This is a genomic window from Pontibacter sp. YIM B11418 (genome assembly GCF_059278805.1).
Genome location: NZ_JCAEMH010000003.1, coordinates 62,067 through 79,342, shown reverse-complemented (window position 1 = coordinate 79,342; position 17,276 = coordinate 62,067). Strand labels below are relative to the sequence as shown.

Annotated in this window: 11 protein-coding genes; 7 read left to right on the top strand and 4 right to left on the bottom strand. The window is 51.5% G+C overall.

Translation table 11 applies throughout. From position 1 onward, the window contains the following. Nucleotide 1 precedes the first annotated feature (1 nt). Both AC4QZR_RS08025 and AC4QZR_RS08020 read right to left on the bottom strand, forming a co-directional pair. A complete protein-coding gene (locus AC4QZR_RS08025) occupies nucleotides 2-4,399 on the bottom strand; it encodes a CusA/CzcA family heavy metal efflux RND transporter (RefSeq protein ID WP_494480445.1) in 4,398 nt (1,465 codons plus the stop codon). Nucleotides 4,400-4,502: 103 nt separating this feature from the next. Next, nucleotides 4,503-4,826 (bottom strand): DUF6660 family protein, encoded by a 324-nt coding sequence (locus AC4QZR_RS08020; protein WP_494480444.1) that lies wholly within the window; start codon nucleotides 4,824-4,826, stop codon nucleotides 4,503-4,505. 258 nt (nucleotides 4,827-5,084) lie between these two features. On the opposite strand from AC4QZR_RS08020, the gene AC4QZR_RS08015 reads away from it, so the two are divergent. From AC4QZR_RS08015 to AC4QZR_RS08005, 3 genes are read left to right on the top strand one after another with little or no spacing between them, the layout of a single operon-like run. Beyond that, a complete protein-coding gene (locus AC4QZR_RS08015; protein ID WP_494480443.1) occupies nucleotides 5,085-5,618 on the top strand; it encodes an RNA polymerase sigma factor in 534 nt (177 codons plus the stop codon). Nucleotides 5,619-5,635: 17 nt separating this feature from the next. Beyond that, nucleotides 5,636-6,520 carry a hypothetical protein gene (locus AC4QZR_RS08010; protein WP_494480442.1) on the top strand — a complete coding sequence of 295 codons (885 nt, stop codon included), beginning with the start codon at nucleotides 5,636-5,638 and terminating at the stop codon, nucleotides 6,518-6,520. Nucleotides 6,521-6,532: 12 nt separating this feature from the next. After that, nucleotides 6,533-7,660, top strand: coding sequence for an outer membrane beta-barrel protein (locus AC4QZR_RS08005; RefSeq protein ID WP_494480441.1), 1,128 nt, complete (start codon nucleotides 6,533-6,535; stop codon nucleotides 7,658-7,660). Between the two features lie 63 nt (nucleotides 7,661-7,723). Here the strand turns inward: AC4QZR_RS08005 and AC4QZR_RS08000 are convergent, their stop codons facing one another. Beyond that, the gene (locus AC4QZR_RS08000) at nucleotides 7,724-8,476 is read right to left on the bottom strand and encodes a TrmH family RNA methyltransferase (protein ID WP_494480440.1); all 753 of its coding nucleotides are present in this window, start codon (nucleotides 8,474-8,476) and stop codon (nucleotides 7,724-7,726) included. Between AC4QZR_RS08000 and tamL the strand changes: the two genes are divergently transcribed. Beyond that, on the top strand, nucleotides 8,435-10,921 hold the full coding sequence (gene tamL, locus AC4QZR_RS07995) for a translocation and assembly module lipoprotein TamL (protein ID WP_494480439.1): 2,487 nt from the start codon (nucleotides 8,435-8,437) through the stop codon (nucleotides 10,919-10,921). The genes AC4QZR_RS08000 and tamL overlap by 42 nt on opposite strands. Before the next feature lie 65 nt (nucleotides 10,922-10,986). Here the strand turns inward: tamL and AC4QZR_RS07990 are convergent, their stop codons facing one another. Continuing rightward, the gene (locus tag AC4QZR_RS07990) at nucleotides 10,987-13,065 is read right to left on the bottom strand and encodes an alpha-ketoacid dehydrogenase subunit alpha/beta (protein WP_494480438.1); all 2,079 of its coding nucleotides are present in this window, start codon (nucleotides 13,063-13,065) and stop codon (nucleotides 10,987-10,989) included. Nucleotides 13,066-13,259: 194 nt separating this feature from the next. On the opposite strand from AC4QZR_RS07990, the gene hemF reads away from it, so the two are divergent. From hemF to AC4QZR_RS07975, 3 genes are all read left to right on the top strand, one after another. Next, complete coding sequence (gene hemF, locus AC4QZR_RS07985; protein ID WP_494480437.1) at nucleotides 13,260-14,159, top strand: oxygen-dependent coproporphyrinogen oxidase; 900 nt, start codon at nucleotides 13,260-13,262, stop codon at nucleotides 14,157-14,159. A gap of 113 nt (nucleotides 14,160-14,272) precedes the next feature. Next, on the top strand, nucleotides 14,273-14,860 hold the full coding sequence (locus AC4QZR_RS07980) for a phosphatase PAP2 family protein (protein ID WP_494480436.1): 588 nt from the start codon (nucleotides 14,273-14,275) through the stop codon (nucleotides 14,858-14,860). 43 nt (nucleotides 14,861-14,903) lie between these two features. Then, complete coding sequence (locus AC4QZR_RS07975; protein ID WP_494480435.1) at nucleotides 14,904-17,276, top strand: TonB-dependent receptor; 2,373 nt, start codon at nucleotides 14,904-14,906, stop codon at nucleotides 17,274-17,276.

Sequence of the window (17,276 nt, the reverse complement as noted above, 5' to 3'; positions counted from 1 at the left end):
GTTATTCGATTCCTGCTGTGAATTCTAAACTGATAATGGTTTGATTGTAGTCGCGAAGCGCGTTGAGGTAATTGCTGCGCAGTTGGTAAGCCTGGTCCAGCGCCTGTACATACTCCACGTAGTCGATGTCACCGGTCTGGAAGCTGAGCTCGGCTGCCTTGTTCATCTGGTTTGCCTGGCGCAAGGCGCCCTGCTCAAAGAAAGCCAGGGTATTGCTATGCTTCTGAAGTTCCTGCGCCAGATTTTGCAGTTCCGTCAAGAGCAGTTGCTGCTGGTAGCGTACCTGGCTCTTCACGGCCTCCTCATTCATTTTAGCCGCCTTAATGCGCGATCGTTGCGCACCAAACCAAAGCGGAACGGCTATACCTACTTCATAACCCGTGAAGCGGTCGCCAGCGCCATACACTCTGTTGGGATTGTCACGCGGAGCCTCTCCTCTAAAGGTCTGATTGAAGTAACCTACCGTAAAGTCTGGTAGGATACGCGATTGCTCCAGTTGCTTCTGCCTTTCGGCTACCTGCGTGGCGCTTTGCAAAAAGGCCAGGTATGGATTAGCCGCTAGGGCTGTGCTATCGGCCTGCAGGAGCAGTTCGCGCTTGCTTAATCGTTCTTCTGCAAACTGAAGCGGCTCCTGCGCCTGCAGGAGTTGTTGAAGACGGCGCTCCGCAATTTGCTGGTCTGCCTGTGCCTGCTGCAGCTCTGTTTTTATACCCAGACTGCGGGTTTCGGCGGTGGCCTGTTCCAGGTAACCTGTCTCACCTGTCTGGAAACGAATGGTTGCGGCCCTGGTGAAACGACCGTACAGGCTATCCTGCTGCTGGAGCAGGCGAAGGCGTTCGTTCTGATATTGCAGCAGGTACCAGGCATGCTTAACATCCCGGATCAGCTCCCGCTCCACTATCTGCTTTTGCGCTTCGGCCTGTTGGATGGTGGCGTCTGCCAGTTTGGCCTGGTCGCGGTATACCGTCGGGAATGCGAAATGCTGGGATGCGGAAATGTACTCGTCCTGGTTGGTGGTATTGATCTGCCCGCGACTATAGGAAAGGTTGGTCTTCGGGAGATCGGTGGCCGCCCCGCGCAAAGCCTGTTCACGCTCCACACTGTAGGCAGCGCTCTTTAGGCCCAGGTTGTGCTCCCGGGCGTAGTTGATACTCTGCTCCAGATTCAAAGGGGCCTGTGCAGACTGCGCCATACCGTGGCCGGCGAACAACACACCGCTTGCAAGCAGCAACAATGTGATGAAGTGTGTTGGTACAGCTTTGCGGTGTACCTCCTCTTCAGCGGGTTTTTCATTGGAAGAGAAAACATAGTAAAGCACCGGCAGCACCACAAGCGTCAGCAAAGTGGAGGTAAACAAGCCTCCGATCACTACCGTTGCCAGCGGGCGTTGCACCTCTGCTCCAGCAGAGCCGGATAGGGCCATTGGCAGGAAGCCCAGTGCCGCTACGGAGGCCGTCATCAGCACGGGGCGAAGGCGCACGCTGGTGCCTAGCAGCACGCGTTCGTATGCATCGGTCATCCCCTCCCGCTTGAGTTGGTTGAAGTAACCGATCAGTACGATGCCGTTCAGTACCGCCACTCCAAACAGGGCAATAAAGCCCACGCCAGCTGAGATACTGAAAGGCATGTCGCGCAACCAGAGCGCAAAAATTCCGCCAATGGCTGATAAAGGTATAGCAGTGAAAATGAGAAGACTTTGCTTTACGGACTTAAAGGCAAAGTATAAGAGCAATAGGATCAGCAGCAGGGCGGCCGGAACGGCAATCGACAATCGCTGCTTGGCATGCACCAGGTTCTCAAACTGACCGCCATATGTAATGAAATAGCCCGCCGGGAGTGGCAGTTCGCGGTTCAACTTCTCCTGAATTTCCGACACAATCGACTCCACATCGCGCTCGCGCACATTGAAGCCCACCACAATGCGGCGACGGCCATCCTCACGGGAAATCTGCATCGGACCTTCTTCAAACTTAATGTCTGCTACTTGCTGAAGCGGTATTTGTCCGCCCTGTGGCAGTGACACAAACAGGTCTTCGATATCATTCAGGTCGTTGCGGGAACCGCCTTCCATGCGCACAACCAGGTTGAAGCGGCGGTCACCTTCGTAAATGGCCCCGGCTGTCTGTCCGGCAAAGGCTGTGCGCAGTACCGCGTTCACGTCCGCCACCTGCAGACCGTACTGCGACATACGGGCCCGGTTATAGCTTACCACAATCTGCGGCAAACCGGTTACTTCCTCCACGTAGATATCCTGCACACCTTCCACGGGAGCGATCAGTTTGTCTACCTGACCAGCCAGATCAGAAAGCTGGTCCAGGTCCTCCCCAAAAATCTTGATGGCCACATCCTGTCGGGCTCCGGTCATCAGTTCATTGAAACGCAGCTGGATCGGTTGCTGGAAGCCGTAGTTTACGCCTGGCAGCACTTTCAAGGCCTCATCCATTTTGGCGGCAAGTTCCTGACGAGTGCTTGCGCTGGTCCATTCGTCTTTATCCTTGAGCAGGATCATCACGTCAGCTGCCTCAATCGGCATCGGGTCGGTTGGGATCTCTGCTGTTCCTATCTTGCCGATCACTTCAGTTACCTCCGGAAATTGGGTCAACAGAATTTCGCTGGCTTTAGTGGTTGTCTCGATTGTCTGGCTGAGTGAGGCACCGGGTACCAGTCGCAGGTCCATGGCAAAGTCACCTTCCTCCAGATCAGGCAGAAATTCGCCACCCATGCGGCTGAACACAAATAGGCTGAATGCAAAAAGAATGAGGGCTGCTCCGATGACAATTGCCTTGCTACGCAGGGCGAACGTGATCACGGGACGGTATACCCTTTCTAGAAAACCCATTAGCCTGTCAGAAATGTTTGGTTTGTGCTTGGTGGTCTTGCTTAACACCAGCGTCGAAACCATCGGCACATAAGTCAATGACAGGATGAAAGCCCCCAGAATGGCAAAGCTTACGGTCTGTGCCATCGGCTTGAACATTTTACCTTCTATACCTACTAGCGCCATAATCGGGAGGTATACGATCAGGATGATGAGCATACCAAAGGCAGCGGAGTTCATGATGTTGGAAGCTGCATCCTTTACCTCCAGGTCCATTTCGCGCTGCGTCAGACGGCGGAGTGGCAGGTCCTTGTTCTTAACGACAATGAAGTGCAGCACGCCCTCCACGATAATCACGGCTCCGTCCACGATCAAACCAAAGTCAATGGCGCCCAAACTCATCAGGTTACCTGACACGCCGAACACATTCATCATACCCAGTGCGAAAAGCATCGATAAAGGTATAACAGAGGCTACCACGAGTCCTGCCCGCAGGTTGCCAAGCAAAAGCACCAGCACGAAAATCACGATCAGGCCGCCTTCGATCAGGTTGGTGGCCACCGTGTTGATTGCCTTACTCACCAAATCGCTTCGATCCAGGTATGCTTCTATTATGATGCCTTCCGGCAACGAGGACTGGATGCTAGCAACTTTGTCCTGCACGTTTTTGATCACCTCAGAAGAACTGGCGCCTTTCAGCATCAACACAATACCGCCCACTACTTCTCCTTCGGTGTTTCGGGTCAGGGCACCGTAGCGCACTGGATGGCCATACTGGACCTTGGCCACATCGCGCACCAGTACGGGCAGGCCGTTTCGGTTGGATACGACGATCTGCTCGATATCCTCCAGCGTACTAACCAGCCCTAGACCGCGGATGAAGAAAGCGTTCTGGTTTTTCTCGATGTAAGCTGCGCCGGTGTTTTCGTTATTCTGCTCCAGTGCCCCGATCACGTCGGTCACGGTCAGGTTCATGCTACGGAGGCTTGCCGGGTTTACGGCCACTTCATACTCCTTCAGAAAGCCGCCGAAGCTACTCACATCCGCCACGCCTGGCGTTCCAAGCAGTTGCCGCCGCACGATCCAGTCCTGGATGGTGCGAAGCTCTGTCGGACTGTACTTTTTTCCACTTTCAGGATCAGTCACCAGCACATACTGGTAGATCTCGCCCAGGCCGGTTGTTACAGGAGCCAGTTCAGGCGTGCCCATCTCCTCGGGTATTTGCCTGGCCGCATCACCCAGTCGCTCTGTTATCATTTGCCGGGCCAGGTACTGGTCTACCTCATCTTTAAACACGACCGTGATGACAGAAAGCCCGAAACGCGATACAGAGCGCATTTCAACTACATCCGGCACGTTGGCGAGTGCCATTTCGATGGGGGTGGTAATAAAGCGCTCCACTTCCTGAGCGGCTAGTGTGGGTGAAGATGTGACCACCTGCACCTGGTTGTTGGTGATGTCGGGAACGGCGTCTACAGGCAGCTGTGTCAGGGAATAGGTTCCCCAGACGATCAATGCCAGCACCATCAGCCCGATCACCAGTTTGTTGTGTATCGAAAAATCGATGATCTTATTAAACATGGTAAGCTTGATTTTAAATCAATGGAATAGATATGCAGCAAAACCGCAGGCGCTGTTTCGGGCCTGTGGAAATACTTTCACTGCATTTAAATTGAGTTTAGGATCAGGCTACCAGCCGCGGCGGATGCCACCAGGCAGAGGCGATCTTGATTTCGCCTAACTCCGGGTAAATGAGAGGCTTGGTCTGTGGAATGACAAGTATGCGAAATACAATGTGCTCCGGCTCTATGGCTAAAGTAAAAGTAGCGCAGCAGCCGCAGCTGCAGAATAGTGGGCAGGTGTCTTCGTGAAAAGGCGATTCGCCAGTCGTGTCAGCTACATCTGTCAGATTGGGATGATGCTCGTGGCTTTCCATGATCTTATCCGTGCACGGAAGGCAGGCCGTCCAGAAAAGGAAAAGGGAAAAAATGATTGCTACGAATTTCATCTATACAAATATAAGCCATTCTATTTTAAAGAGGTTCCAATAGCTGTAATTCAGAATTATTCTTAAGAAACTGAAATAAAATCTGGTTGATGATCAAATATTTAGAGTGGAAGATTCCTGTTACTTGAAAAAATATGAGAAATTTATTTATGCTTAGGCAACCTCCGGACGAGTATCCACATCTAAGAGGTAAAGGGCAACAAAACAGCTCAGAAAAAGGCCAGACAAGCGACATTATTTGATAAAATTTTACCCAGCGTGACGGAACAGGAGTTAATAGCAGGTTGCCAAAAGGCCGAAAGTAAAGCGCAGAAATGCCTTTACGAGCGCTTTGCCTCGCCGATGTACGGTGTGTGCCTGCGTTACCTCAAAAACCAAATGGACGCGGAAGATGCTTTGCTGAACGGATTTATGAAGGTATACCAGAATATAGATAAGTTTGAGGGCAAAGGTAGCTTCGAAGGCTGGGTAAGACGCATTATGGTGAATGAAGCGTTGGGATTTTTGAGAAAAAAAGAGTCGCTATACCTGTCGATAGAAGACGACCACGTACAAGTGGCGGGCGGCATGGGAGCCGACCAAGATCTGGCGGAAGGCGAACTACTGGAGTTGTTACGCACCTTACCTGCCGGCTACAGGGCAGTTTTTAACCTGTATGCAATTGAGGGATATTCCCACAAAGAAATAGCCGATATGCTGAATATCACGGAAGGTACTTCGAAATCGCAACTGAGCAAAGCCCGCGCCATGCTGCAGCGAAGACTCACCGGCCAGGAAGCAGTCGCTAACTAATAAAAGGAGGTTCGATTATGAAACCAGAAGACATAGACAAACTATTCAGGGATCGTTTGGGCCACACATCGCCCCCCCCCCCTGCCGACCTTTGGAACAGACTGCAGGACCGGATAGAGACTGAGATGCCTGCCGCCAGCAAAGGCGAAGCAAAACCGCGCGGGTTTATGTGGCTTTCCTACTCTATCGCGGCTGCTATTACTCTGCTACTCTCTGTGGGCATCGTGTTCTATAACGTGCAGAACGGCACCGTGCCAGTTGACAGTGACGGCCTGGCCGAAGCGGACGGTCTGAAACCTGAGCAGCCGCTCATTATCAATGAACCCGCTAGAACGGAAGAACACCTGGCACAAGTAACTGAGCATTCGGCTACTGCAGCTTCATCAGATGAAGTATTGGTTGAGCCTGCCACACCAGCCGTTACTACAGCCCCGGTTACCAAACCGTCTGCAACAGTTACGAAGCAAGTGATCGCGAAAGCAGCGCCAAAAGCGGATGTAATAAAGGCTAGCCCGAAAAACAGTACAAGAAACTCGGCGTCTGCTCAACAGTTGGCAGCGCAGGTTGTGAAGTCCGCTATACCTGAAAAGCTTGAGAAAGCAAATTTCGATAACACAGGAGGAACTACCCCGGTTGTTTTAGCAGCTAACACGGTGGACATGAACGCCCAACCCGTTGAAATTATAATAAAGCGTGCTGTCGCGGTGCAGGAGGTGGAAACTGATGAAGAGCTAAGCGGCTTTGAAAAGAAGCAGAAACTGGCCAAGAACATCTTCAAGCAAGTTCGCAACCTCTCGAACGGGGAACGGGTGGAGCTGTCGGAGCTCGGCATCAACGCAGACAGAATTGCACTGGAAACGCAAATAGGAAAACAGAAAATATCAAAAGTCATTCAACTCTAATCTTTTAAAACCATGAAAAAGATACTACTTCTCGTAACAGCCATCATCATGGCTGCAGCCACCGGTGCGTCTGCTAAAGGCGGTCAAACCATAGGCGAGCGACTCGGCCAGCAGGATACGATTGTTGTAAAAATGGCCAATGGCGCAAAAATGGTGCTATACCTTCAGAACATAGAGCAACTCAAAGCTTTCGAAAACTATAGCCTCGACTCTTTGATGCGTGTGCTGAATAAATATGTAGACCAGGTGGACCGCATGGACGGCGCCAACAAGGAGCTAAAGTCACAGGAAACGACGGTGGTGTTTGGCAAGGATGACAAGAACCCTGAAACGGTCACCTTTACCGTGCAGGAAACGGATCAGGATGGCAAGGTAACGAAAGAAAAGCACGAGATCCGCATTAATAAGAACATCAAGATTGATGTAGAGATAGAAGAAAAGGACGGTAACACCAAAGTCGACGTGAACGTGCCGAACCGGGACGAACGTGACAGCATCCGCACCCACAATGAAGAGAAAAAGTACAAAGCCACCCGTTATAATTTTGACCTGGACCTGGGCCTGAACACCTTTCTGAACACGGACAACCAGCAGGTTCCGGACCTGAAACCGCTTGGTTCCCGCTACGTGAGTCTCAACTGGCACCTGAACTCTCAGATTGGCGGTCGCAAGAGCCCGTTTTACCTGATGTCCGGTTTGGAGTTCGCATTCAACAACTATATGTTTGACCGCAACTTCGTGATTGAAGAGGATGTGAACAATGTGACTTACTTCAGACGCGAAATGGAGATCAATTACGACAAGTCCAAACTGACCCACTCGTCTGTGAACGTACCGCTGATGCCGATGCTGAAGTTCAAGCGCCAGAACGGAAAAGAAGGATTTAAAATCGGGGTTGGTCCTTTTGCAGGTTACCGCCTGGGTGCTCACTCTAAGTTCAAGTTTGAAGACGGCGGCAAGACGCAGAAGGAAAAGATACGCAGCAGCTATAACCTGAGCGACTTCCAGTATGGTCTGACCGGGGTGGTAGGCTACGGCAACCTGGACCTGTTCGTGAAATACAACATGAACGACCTGTTCAAAGACAATCGTGGTCCGGATGCCAACGTGATCAGCTTTGGTTTAAGGTTGCTGAATTAATAAGCTGTAAATTAGGTGAGTATATTGTTTGCAGAAAAGCCTCCATTAGGAGGCTTTTCTGTTTTAGATGCCTGTATGACGCATAAAATTGTCGATGATGATGGCGGTGGCGGTGGCTACGTTCAGCGACTCGGCTTTGCCAAAAGCAGGTATCTTGATGAGGTGGTTCACTTCACTGGCGACCTCCGGACGTATGCCATTGGCTTCATTTCCCATCACCACAACGCCGTTGGGCTGCAACTGCATCTGGTGCAGGTTCTCGCCGTCCAGAGATGCTCCGTATATGGGGATGCCCTCCGGAAGGCCACGTAACCATTCATCCAGATTGAGATAATAGGCTTTGACCCGGGTAAACGATCCCATGGTGGCTGAAATGGTTTTGGGATTATAAAAATCAGCACAAGTCTCGGAGCATATGATGTTCTGGATACCATACCAGTCCGCGATGCGGATGATGGTGCCCAGGTTGCCCGGATCGCGTATATCGTCCAGCGCTATTGTAAAATTGCCGGATTTGAACGCTAAATTGGGAAGCTGCCGCATGTGGGCTACGGCCAATCCTGCATTATTACTTGAAAAAGTACCTGCCTTTGTCAAATCCTGTTCCGTAACAAGTTCGTATCGTGTACCTTTGCTTAGTCTGTTGCCATGCTCCTGCAGGAATCCTTCGGTTATGAACAGGTGCTGCAGCTCAAAGTCTGAGTCTAGCAGCTCGAGCACACTTTTGGCTCCCTCCACCACAAAGGCTTGGTGTTGGTTGCGGTATTTTTTTACTTGCAGGGCATTAACGTACTTTACAATTGCTTTCGACAACATAGAGCAGAGAATCGTTTGAGAACACGATGTTACATATTCGGGCTGGTAATTACAATTATTAGTTTAGCTGCCTGTGTGCCCACCAAAAATCTGGGCGAGAACGAGCAACTCCTGCTAGGTATAGAGCCCAAAGGGATCAACCATGTGAGCCAGACTGATATTGAGGCGGTTTACCAACAGCAGCCAAACCGCACTTTCCTAGGCTCTACCCCTTATCTGGCCATTTATAATTTCGGGAAAAAGTTTTACAGTCCTTCGCGCATTGACGAGCGGATTGAGGAACTACGGACGAAGCGAGCTAGCAAAATAGCCGAAGCCGGCGACTCCACTAAATCCCGCCGCATACAAGATCGGTTTGACCGCCGAATTGCCCGACAGCGCGATCGTAAGGAAGAGGGCAACCTGCTGATGCAGATCGGCGAGCCTCCCGCCATTTACGACTCTCTGCTGATGGAGCGCACCATGGACCAGGTGGAGATCTACATGAACACCAAAGGCTTCTTTAACCACGAACTGAACTACGAAAAGCAGGAAAAGGGCAAGAAGGTATACATCACGCTTAATATTGATGAAAACGAACCCTACCGCTACAGTGAGTTCAGCTATACCATTCCAGACGATTCGCTGTTGCAGGTTGTGAAGCGGTATGAAGACCGGTCTTTGCTCAAAGTCGGCGATGTGTACGACGAGCAGCTGATCAGTGACGAGCGTGACCGCTTATATGAGATGGTTCGCCACAACGGCTATTTTGACTTTGTCCGCGCTTATATCGAGTTCGACGTGGATACCAGCTTTGGGGGTAATACGGTCAGGGTGAACACCATTATCCAGAACCCTGAAGATCAGGAGGCTCACAAGGCCTATACCCTCCGGAATGTATACTTTAAAACAGACGCAGACCGCTTTGGCCTGGTACGAGACACGCTGGAGTATAGCAATGTGCAGTACCTGGCCTACGACCAGAAGTTTTCGCCCCACATACTGGACAAAAAGGTATCCATTTACCCTGGCCAGCGCTACAGCCAGTTCAGGACTTCTCTTACGCAAAGGCGCCTCTCCGAAATAGACGTGTTTCAGTTCAACAACGTCAGCTACAGCAAAATCACGGACCTGACGGATTCACTGGCCGGTAATCAGCTCAATGCCTTCATCAATGCCGTACCTTCGAAAAAGTTTCAGGAAACGACCGAGCTGGGCATGAACTTTACAGAGCGACGCCCCGGCCCTTTTTCAAGTGTCAGGCTAAAGGTGCGTAACGTGTTTGGTGGCGCTGAGAACCTGGATTTTGGGATACGTGGTGGCTTGGAAGGGCAGATAAATATTTCGGATCCTAATGAGACAGTCATGATCCGGGAGTTTGGCGGTGATGCAGCTCTCACTTTCCCAACCTTTGTGCTGCCTTTTGGCGGCAGGAACATTTTGGAGGACTATAATCCCAGAACAAGGATTTATACTGGTTACACCAATGTAAATCGTTCCGAATTCTCCCGTTCCATTTACGAAGCCTCACTTGACTACATCTGGTTCAAGTACCCTCGTCCATTGCTGACACCGACGGTGCAATATATATTTTCTCCTGTCAACGTGAACATCATTCAGGTAGGTCGTATTAACCCTGATTTTGACAGTACGTTCTTACAGAACCCAAGTATCCGGTCTTTCAGCGAAAGTTTCAGGAGTGGTTTTATTTCATTTGTCAGCTTTAGCCTCATCTACAACACCAACGATTTCATACAGTCCCGCAATGCACGGTACCTGCGCGTGCTGACCGAGGTGGGTGGTATTACTTCTAAGCTCGGTATTATGCCTGAGACGGGCAATTTGCGTCAATTTCAATACGCCAGGATCAACCCGGACTATCGCCGTTACATCCCTTTGGGTGGGCAGCGCTATTTCGTTTACAGAGTCAATGCGGGGGTGGGTGCTCCGCTCTTTGGTTCAACCGCCCTGCCTTATGATAAGTATTTTTTTGCCGGGGGCGCTTCGAGCGTTCGCGCCTGGACAGCCCGTCGTTTGGGACCAGGTTCCTACGCTACACTTCGCTCTGATGTAGAAGATAAGACAGTAGTGCCAGAGCAACCGGGCGAGGTACTACTGGAAGCCAGCGCCGAGTACCGCTTTAATATGGTCGGCTTCCTGAACGGGGCACTGTTTGTGGATGCCGGCAACGTATGGATGCTTAAACCTGATAACCGGCCTGGCTCCGATTTTAAGTTCAACCGCTTCTACAAAGAACTGGCAGTTGGTACCGGCTTTGGTTTGCGTCTAAACTTCTCAGTCGTGATTTTGCGATTTGACTTTGCTACGCAGGTATACGATCCGGCTGGGGATGTAAATGGCAACAAATTCGTGATCCGCGATTTTCGCTTCTCCGATTTTTTCCGTCAAACGGACCCTGCTGAGCGACGGACAAACCTCAACATCGGCATTGGTTATCCTTTCTAATTCCTGATTTACAAAAAAGCCCCACCAGAACATGGTGGGGCTTTTCAATTATCCTATACCTGAGATTAGTAATTCAGCAACTCTTCTATGGCAGCTGCTACTTTGTCTGGATTCGGTAGCATCATCTTCTCCAGCTCGACATTCAAAGGTATAGCCGGCAGGTTGGCGGCACCCAAGGTATAGACTGGCGCATCCAACTGCTGGAAACATTCTTTCGAAATTCGGCCGGCTAGTGACTCAGCAAATGAATTCATCAGTGGTTCCTCGGTCAGTACCAAAGCTTTGCCATGGCGGCGAACCGAAGCTACTGCTGCTTCAAAATCGAGCGGGTTAAGGGTACGCAGATCCAGGATCTCTACGCTACCCTTGAACTGTTTAGAAGCTGTTTTGGCCCAGTACACGCCCATGCCGTAGGTAATTACGGTCATGGAGTTACCCATCCGCATTTCCTCATCGCTTGCATGCTGCACTACATTGGCTTTGCCGAGCGGCAGGATGTAGTTCTCGTCCGGTTCTACGGTTTTGGCATCTTCTGTGCCAGCTACTTTCGACCAGTACAGGCCTTTGTGCTCGAGCATGATCACCGGGTTTGGGTCCAGGAAAGCGGCCTTCATCAGACCCTTCATATCAGCAGCGTTGCTTGGGTATACTACTTTAATACCGCGTATGGTCAGCAAAGTAGATTCAATGCTGCCTGAGTGGTATGGACCGCCACCACCATAGGCCCCAATCGGCACGCGGATCAGCGATTGCACCGGGAACTTGCCCATCGACAGGTAACAACTCTTGGAAAGTTCTTCTACTAACTGGTTCATACCCGGCCAAATATAGTCCGCAAACTGGATTTCTACAATCGCCTTTGCTCCTACAGCGGACATACCTGCGGTGGAACCTACAATATAAGCTTCCTGGATCGGGGTGTTGGAGACGCGGTTGTCACCATATTTCTTGGCCAGCAAAGCAGCTTCACGGAATACACCCCCTAGTTCCCCCCCTACATCCTGACCATAAAACAGCGCCTCCGGATAGGTGCGCAGGATATCATCTACAGCATGAAGGGCGGCGTCCACCATGATGGTTTTTTCAGCACCGGATGGGCTACGCTCGCCTTTTTCCTCAGTTACGGGTGTCGGGGCAAACTCGTGCTGGTCGAATGTAACGGGATCGGGTACAGGAGCATCCAAAGCCCGCTGGTAGTCCTGGGCCACTGCTTTTTGTGCCTCCTGCTCCAGCCATTGTATTTCTTCTGTTGTCACATCAGACTCTAGAAGCGCCTGACGCAGTTTCGGAATCGGGTCATTCACGCTGTGCTCCTGCAGGTTGTCGCCGCGGTACCACTCCCGGCGCACGCCGGAGGTATGGTGGCCCAGCAAAGGTACTTTGGCATGCACCAGGATCGGCTTGCGTACCTCCCGCACATACTCAAATGCTACCCGCATGCCCTCGTAAGACTCGGTAAATTCAGAGCCGTTCACCCGCAGGCGTTCCATCCCCTTAAAGCCTGCCGCATATTCGTAAGCATCCATAGCACGCATTTCTTTGCCTGTGGCCGAAATGCCCCAGTCGTTGTCCTGCACCAGGTAAACGATGGGCAGATTCTTGAGAACCGCCATCTGGAAAGCCTCGGCTACTTCGCCTTCGGTTACAGAACCATCGCCGAGTGAGCAAAGCACAACAGGCTTTTCCTCACCGTTGGCCAAGCCCTGCGATTCGAAATAAGATATAGCATGTGCCATACCTGTAGCAGGTATAGCCTGCATGCCGGTCGCAGAACTTTGGTGCGGAATGGTCGGGAAACCTTCGCGACGCAGTGACGGGTGTCCGTAGTAGGTACGGCCACCTGAGAACGGATCGTCTGCCTTGGCCATCAGCTGCAGCATCAGTTCGTATGGCTGCATGCCTATACCTAGCAGCATGGAGTCGTCGCGGTAGTAAAGCGCCGCGTAGTCGTAGGGCTTCAGCTGAAAGGCAGTGGCCAGTTGGATGGCTTCGTGACCGCGCGATGTGCTGTGCACATACTTGCTGCAAATCGTTTTATTTTCTTCGTAGGTGTCTGCCATGGTTTTGGCAGTTATCATCAGGCGGTAGGCCCTTTTAAGGATAGCAGTGTCAATCTTAAAAGCCTCCATCAGTTCTTTTGACATAGGTTGCGCTTAGTTTATGCCCGAAGTTAAGCAAAAAAGCCCTTTTTCTGAAATCCTTACGAATGTTCGGTAGAGCGGCGTTATTTTGGTAATTTTGTGTTCGGATTTTGGGTATGTGGCGCTATACGCTGGTTTTCAGGTATAGCTGTCGTCCAAAATTTGCTGTCTATTGTCTTACAACTAACATCTATAAAATGTTCAGAGAAGAAGTTGAAGCTTTTATGCGCCAGTTCCAGCTGGATTTGGTGCGCGACCTTGAAAACTGCGATGGCGGTGCTACTTTCCAGAAAGACGAGTGGCAGCACGAACAGGGCGGTGGCGGCATTTCCCGCATTATTGAGAATGGAAACGTACTCGAAAAAGGCGGCGTCAACTTCTCTGCCGTTCAGGGCGAGCTATCTCCCCAATTCCTGAAAATGCTGCAGATGCCCGACCCGAAGTTTTTTGCCACGGGTGTTTCGGTGGTGATGCACCCGCACAGCCCGATGGTGCCGATCACGCATATGAACGTGCGTTATTTTGAGGCGGGCGACGGTACGGCCTGGTTCGGCGGCGGCATCGACCTGACACCTATTTATGTTGATTTGAAACAGGCGCGGGAGTTTCACGAGGCCATGAAAGCCGTATGCGACAAGCATCATCCCTCCTATTATCCGGAGTTCAAGAAATGGGCAGACGACTATTTTTATAATGAACATCGCCAGGAAACACGCGGTGTGGGCGGCATCTTCTTCGACCGGCTGATGGCCACTGACGAGATCAGCATGGAAGAACGATTTGCCTTTGTACGCGATGTGGCCTATGCTTTTGCGCCTTTCTATACCAAGATCATCAACGAATACCGCCATTTACCTTTTGGGGAGCACGAAAAACAGTGGCAACTGATCCGCCGTGGGCGCTACGTGGAGTTCAACCTCGTGTACGATCGCGGCACCAAGTTCGGACTGGCCACCAACGGACGAATCGAGTCGATTTTGATGAGTCTGCCGTTGCACGCCTCCTGGGTATACAACCACAAACCGGAAGCGGGTGGTCCAGAAGAAAAAACGCTGGGTTACCTCAAGAAGGAAATTGACTGGATCAACATAGCTTAGCGCTGCATTGCAAAAAATGTTAGATCGTGTTTATTTTCTGGTAGATGAAAGGCAGATCTCTAACCATTATTTCTAATTTAGAATTTCTAATTTTTAATTAAGGTAGCGTTCACATGCTCGATCAACTGGAGAAGCTGGACCAGGAACTGTTCCTATACCTGAACGAACAGCAGAGTCCGTTCTGGGACACCGTTATGGTCACGGTTTCCAATAAGTATTTCTGGATTCCCTTCTATCTTTTGCTGATCGGCTACATCATCTGGCGCTATAGAATGCAGAGTATCCCGATGCTGTTGATGGCCGTGGCAGGTATAGGATTGGCCGATTATGTGGCTTCTGGTATCTTTAAGCCGTATTTTGCCCGTCTGCGTCCGTGCCACGATCCGGAGCTTTCGGCGATGGTGAACCTGGTGCAAGGCTGCGGCGGTAAATTCGGATTCCTCTCTTCCCACGCCTCCACGGGTTTTGCGCTGGCTGTCTTTTTTAACCTGATCCTCTCCGACCGTTACCTGATTTTCAAAATTGTGCTGGTGATCTGGGCGGTGCTTGTGTCTTATAGTCGTATTTACCTGGGCGTACATTATCCTGGTGATATTATTGGGGGCGCTTTGGTCGGTACTGGCACGGCGATGTTGGCTGTGGTGGGCTACCGGTTGTGGCTGCGAAAATATACCCGCTTTCAGCATAAACCTTTGGCATAATCCGCTGTTTCTGTCGTATTGTTAGAACAGCTGATTTCCGGACTTGCAACTACGACGCTTCTTATACCTGATTCTGCCGCTATTACTCCTGCCTTTGCTACCCGCTTTGGCACAGGATGGCTTTGTTCTGCGCGGCCAAGTGTTAGACGCAAACACAGCAGAACCGCTGGCAGGCGCCTCGATCAGTTTGAAAGAACGCCCTTCTATCGGCACCGTCTCGGAGCCCGACGGCAGGTATAGCCTGCGTGCGCCGGCCGGGAGCTATACCCTGGTTATCCGCTATATCGGCTACGAAAACCAGGAAACGCCGCTGCAACTCTTCCGCAACGAGACGCTCGACCTTAAACTTACTCCTGCTACTTACAGCACCCGTGAGGTGGAAATCATCGGCACGCGACTTAAGCCCATCACGCAAACCGCCACGATGGGCGAACTGGACATCCCCATGCAGTCGGTGAAGACGCTGCCGGTGCTGTTTGGCGAAACGGACATCATGAAAACAGTGCAGCTGATGCCGGGAATTCAATCTGGTGGCGAGGGCAATACGGGCTTTTATGTACGCGGCGGCGGGTCCGATCAGAACCTGATTCTGCTCGATCAGGCGGTCGTCTATAATCCGGGACACCTGCTCAATTTCTTCTCAGTCTTCAACAGGGACGCCATCAGCAATGCCACGATGATTAAAGGCAACATGCCGGCCAGGTATGGGGGACGACTTTCGTCAGTTTTGGATGTGGAGTTGCGCGAAGGTAGTGCTGACAGTCTACAGGCTGAAGGCGGCATTGGGCTGATTGCCTCCCGCCTGACGGTGCAGGGGCCGCTTGTAAAAGACAAAGCCGCCTTTATCTTCTCGGCCCGCCGCACCTATGTGGATGTTCTTTTCGGCCCTTTTCTGCGGAACACCGAACAAGGTGGAGTGCCTTATTATTTCTATGATTTCAATGGGAAAGTCTCCTATACCTTGTCGCCCAAAGATAAGCTATACCTGAGTGGTTACTATGGCAAGGATGTGGGTACGCTCACGCTTTCTTCCGGACGCTTTGAGGCTGACTTTCAATGGGGAAATGCCGCTGCCACGGCTCGCTGGAATCACCAGTTTTCGGACAGGCACTCCGTGGATGTGTCAGGTATACTGAGCAACTACGCTTTTGATTTCACCTGGGATTTCGGCGATATTACGACCTCAGTGGAAACCGGAATTAGGGATTATACGGTCAAGGCAGATTTTGCCTATACTCCATCAGCGCAGCATCATTTGGAATATGGGCTGCAGTACACGCACCATACCTTGCGCCCCCGCACGGGCAGCGCCGAAACCGCTGAGGGTGATGTATTCACTACGGATCAGATACTGTCAAAAACAGCCCATCAGGCAGCGCTATACTTTTCTGATGACTGGAACGTGACGGACCGTCTTTTGCTGAGCCTGGGTATACGCGGTAGTTATTTTGCGCAGATGGGGCCTTTTACTTTTTATGAATTCGACCAGAATCAACGGACCGTCGATTCGGTAGCATATGGCGATGGAGAACGCGTGAAGACCTTTCAGGCGCTGGAGCCGCGGGTATCGGCACGCTATACCTTGAGTGCGGCATCGTCTGTCAAGGCCAGCTATACCCGTTCGGCACAGTACTTACACCTGGTATCCAATGCCTATACCACCTTGCCGCTGGATGTCTGGGTGCCAAGCTCAGCCATTGTGGAGCCGCAAAGGGCGACCCAATATGCGATCGGGTATTTTCAGAGCTTCAGCCAGAACATGTACGAAGGCTCCATGGAGCTTTATTACAAAACCATGGAAAACCAGCTCGAGTATCGCGAAGGTTTTGTGGCCGGTCCGAGCAACCGCGATCTGGAGTATGAATTTGTGCGGGGCAGCGGTGAGTCGTACGGAGCGGAGTTTTTCCTGCGCAAGAATTATGGCGACCTCCAGGGTTGGATCGGCTATACCTTGTCGCGTACCGACCGCACATTCCCCGACATCAACCAAGGCCGTACCTTCCCCGCCCGCTTCGACCGCCGGCACGATGTGTCGCTGGTAGCCACCTATACCTATAATCCGCGCTGGACCTTTGGCGGCAGCTTCGTCTACGGAACCGGACAGGCGACCACTATGCCCGAGCGTCGCTACCTGATTGAAGGCACGGTCAATTACCAGTACGGCGACCGCAACAGCTTCCGGATGGAGCCCTTTCACCGACTGGATTTGTCGGCCACTTTGGAGGGTAAAGCGCAGCGTAGGCTACAGTCGAGCTGGACCTTTGCGATTTACAACGTGTATGGCCGTCGCAATCCGTTTCTGTATTACATCGACAGCGAAGGAGCGCCTTACGGCACGGATACAAAAGTGCAGGCCAAAAAGGTGTCGCTGATTCCTTTTCCGCTGCCATCTGTCACCTGGAATTTTAAATGGTAA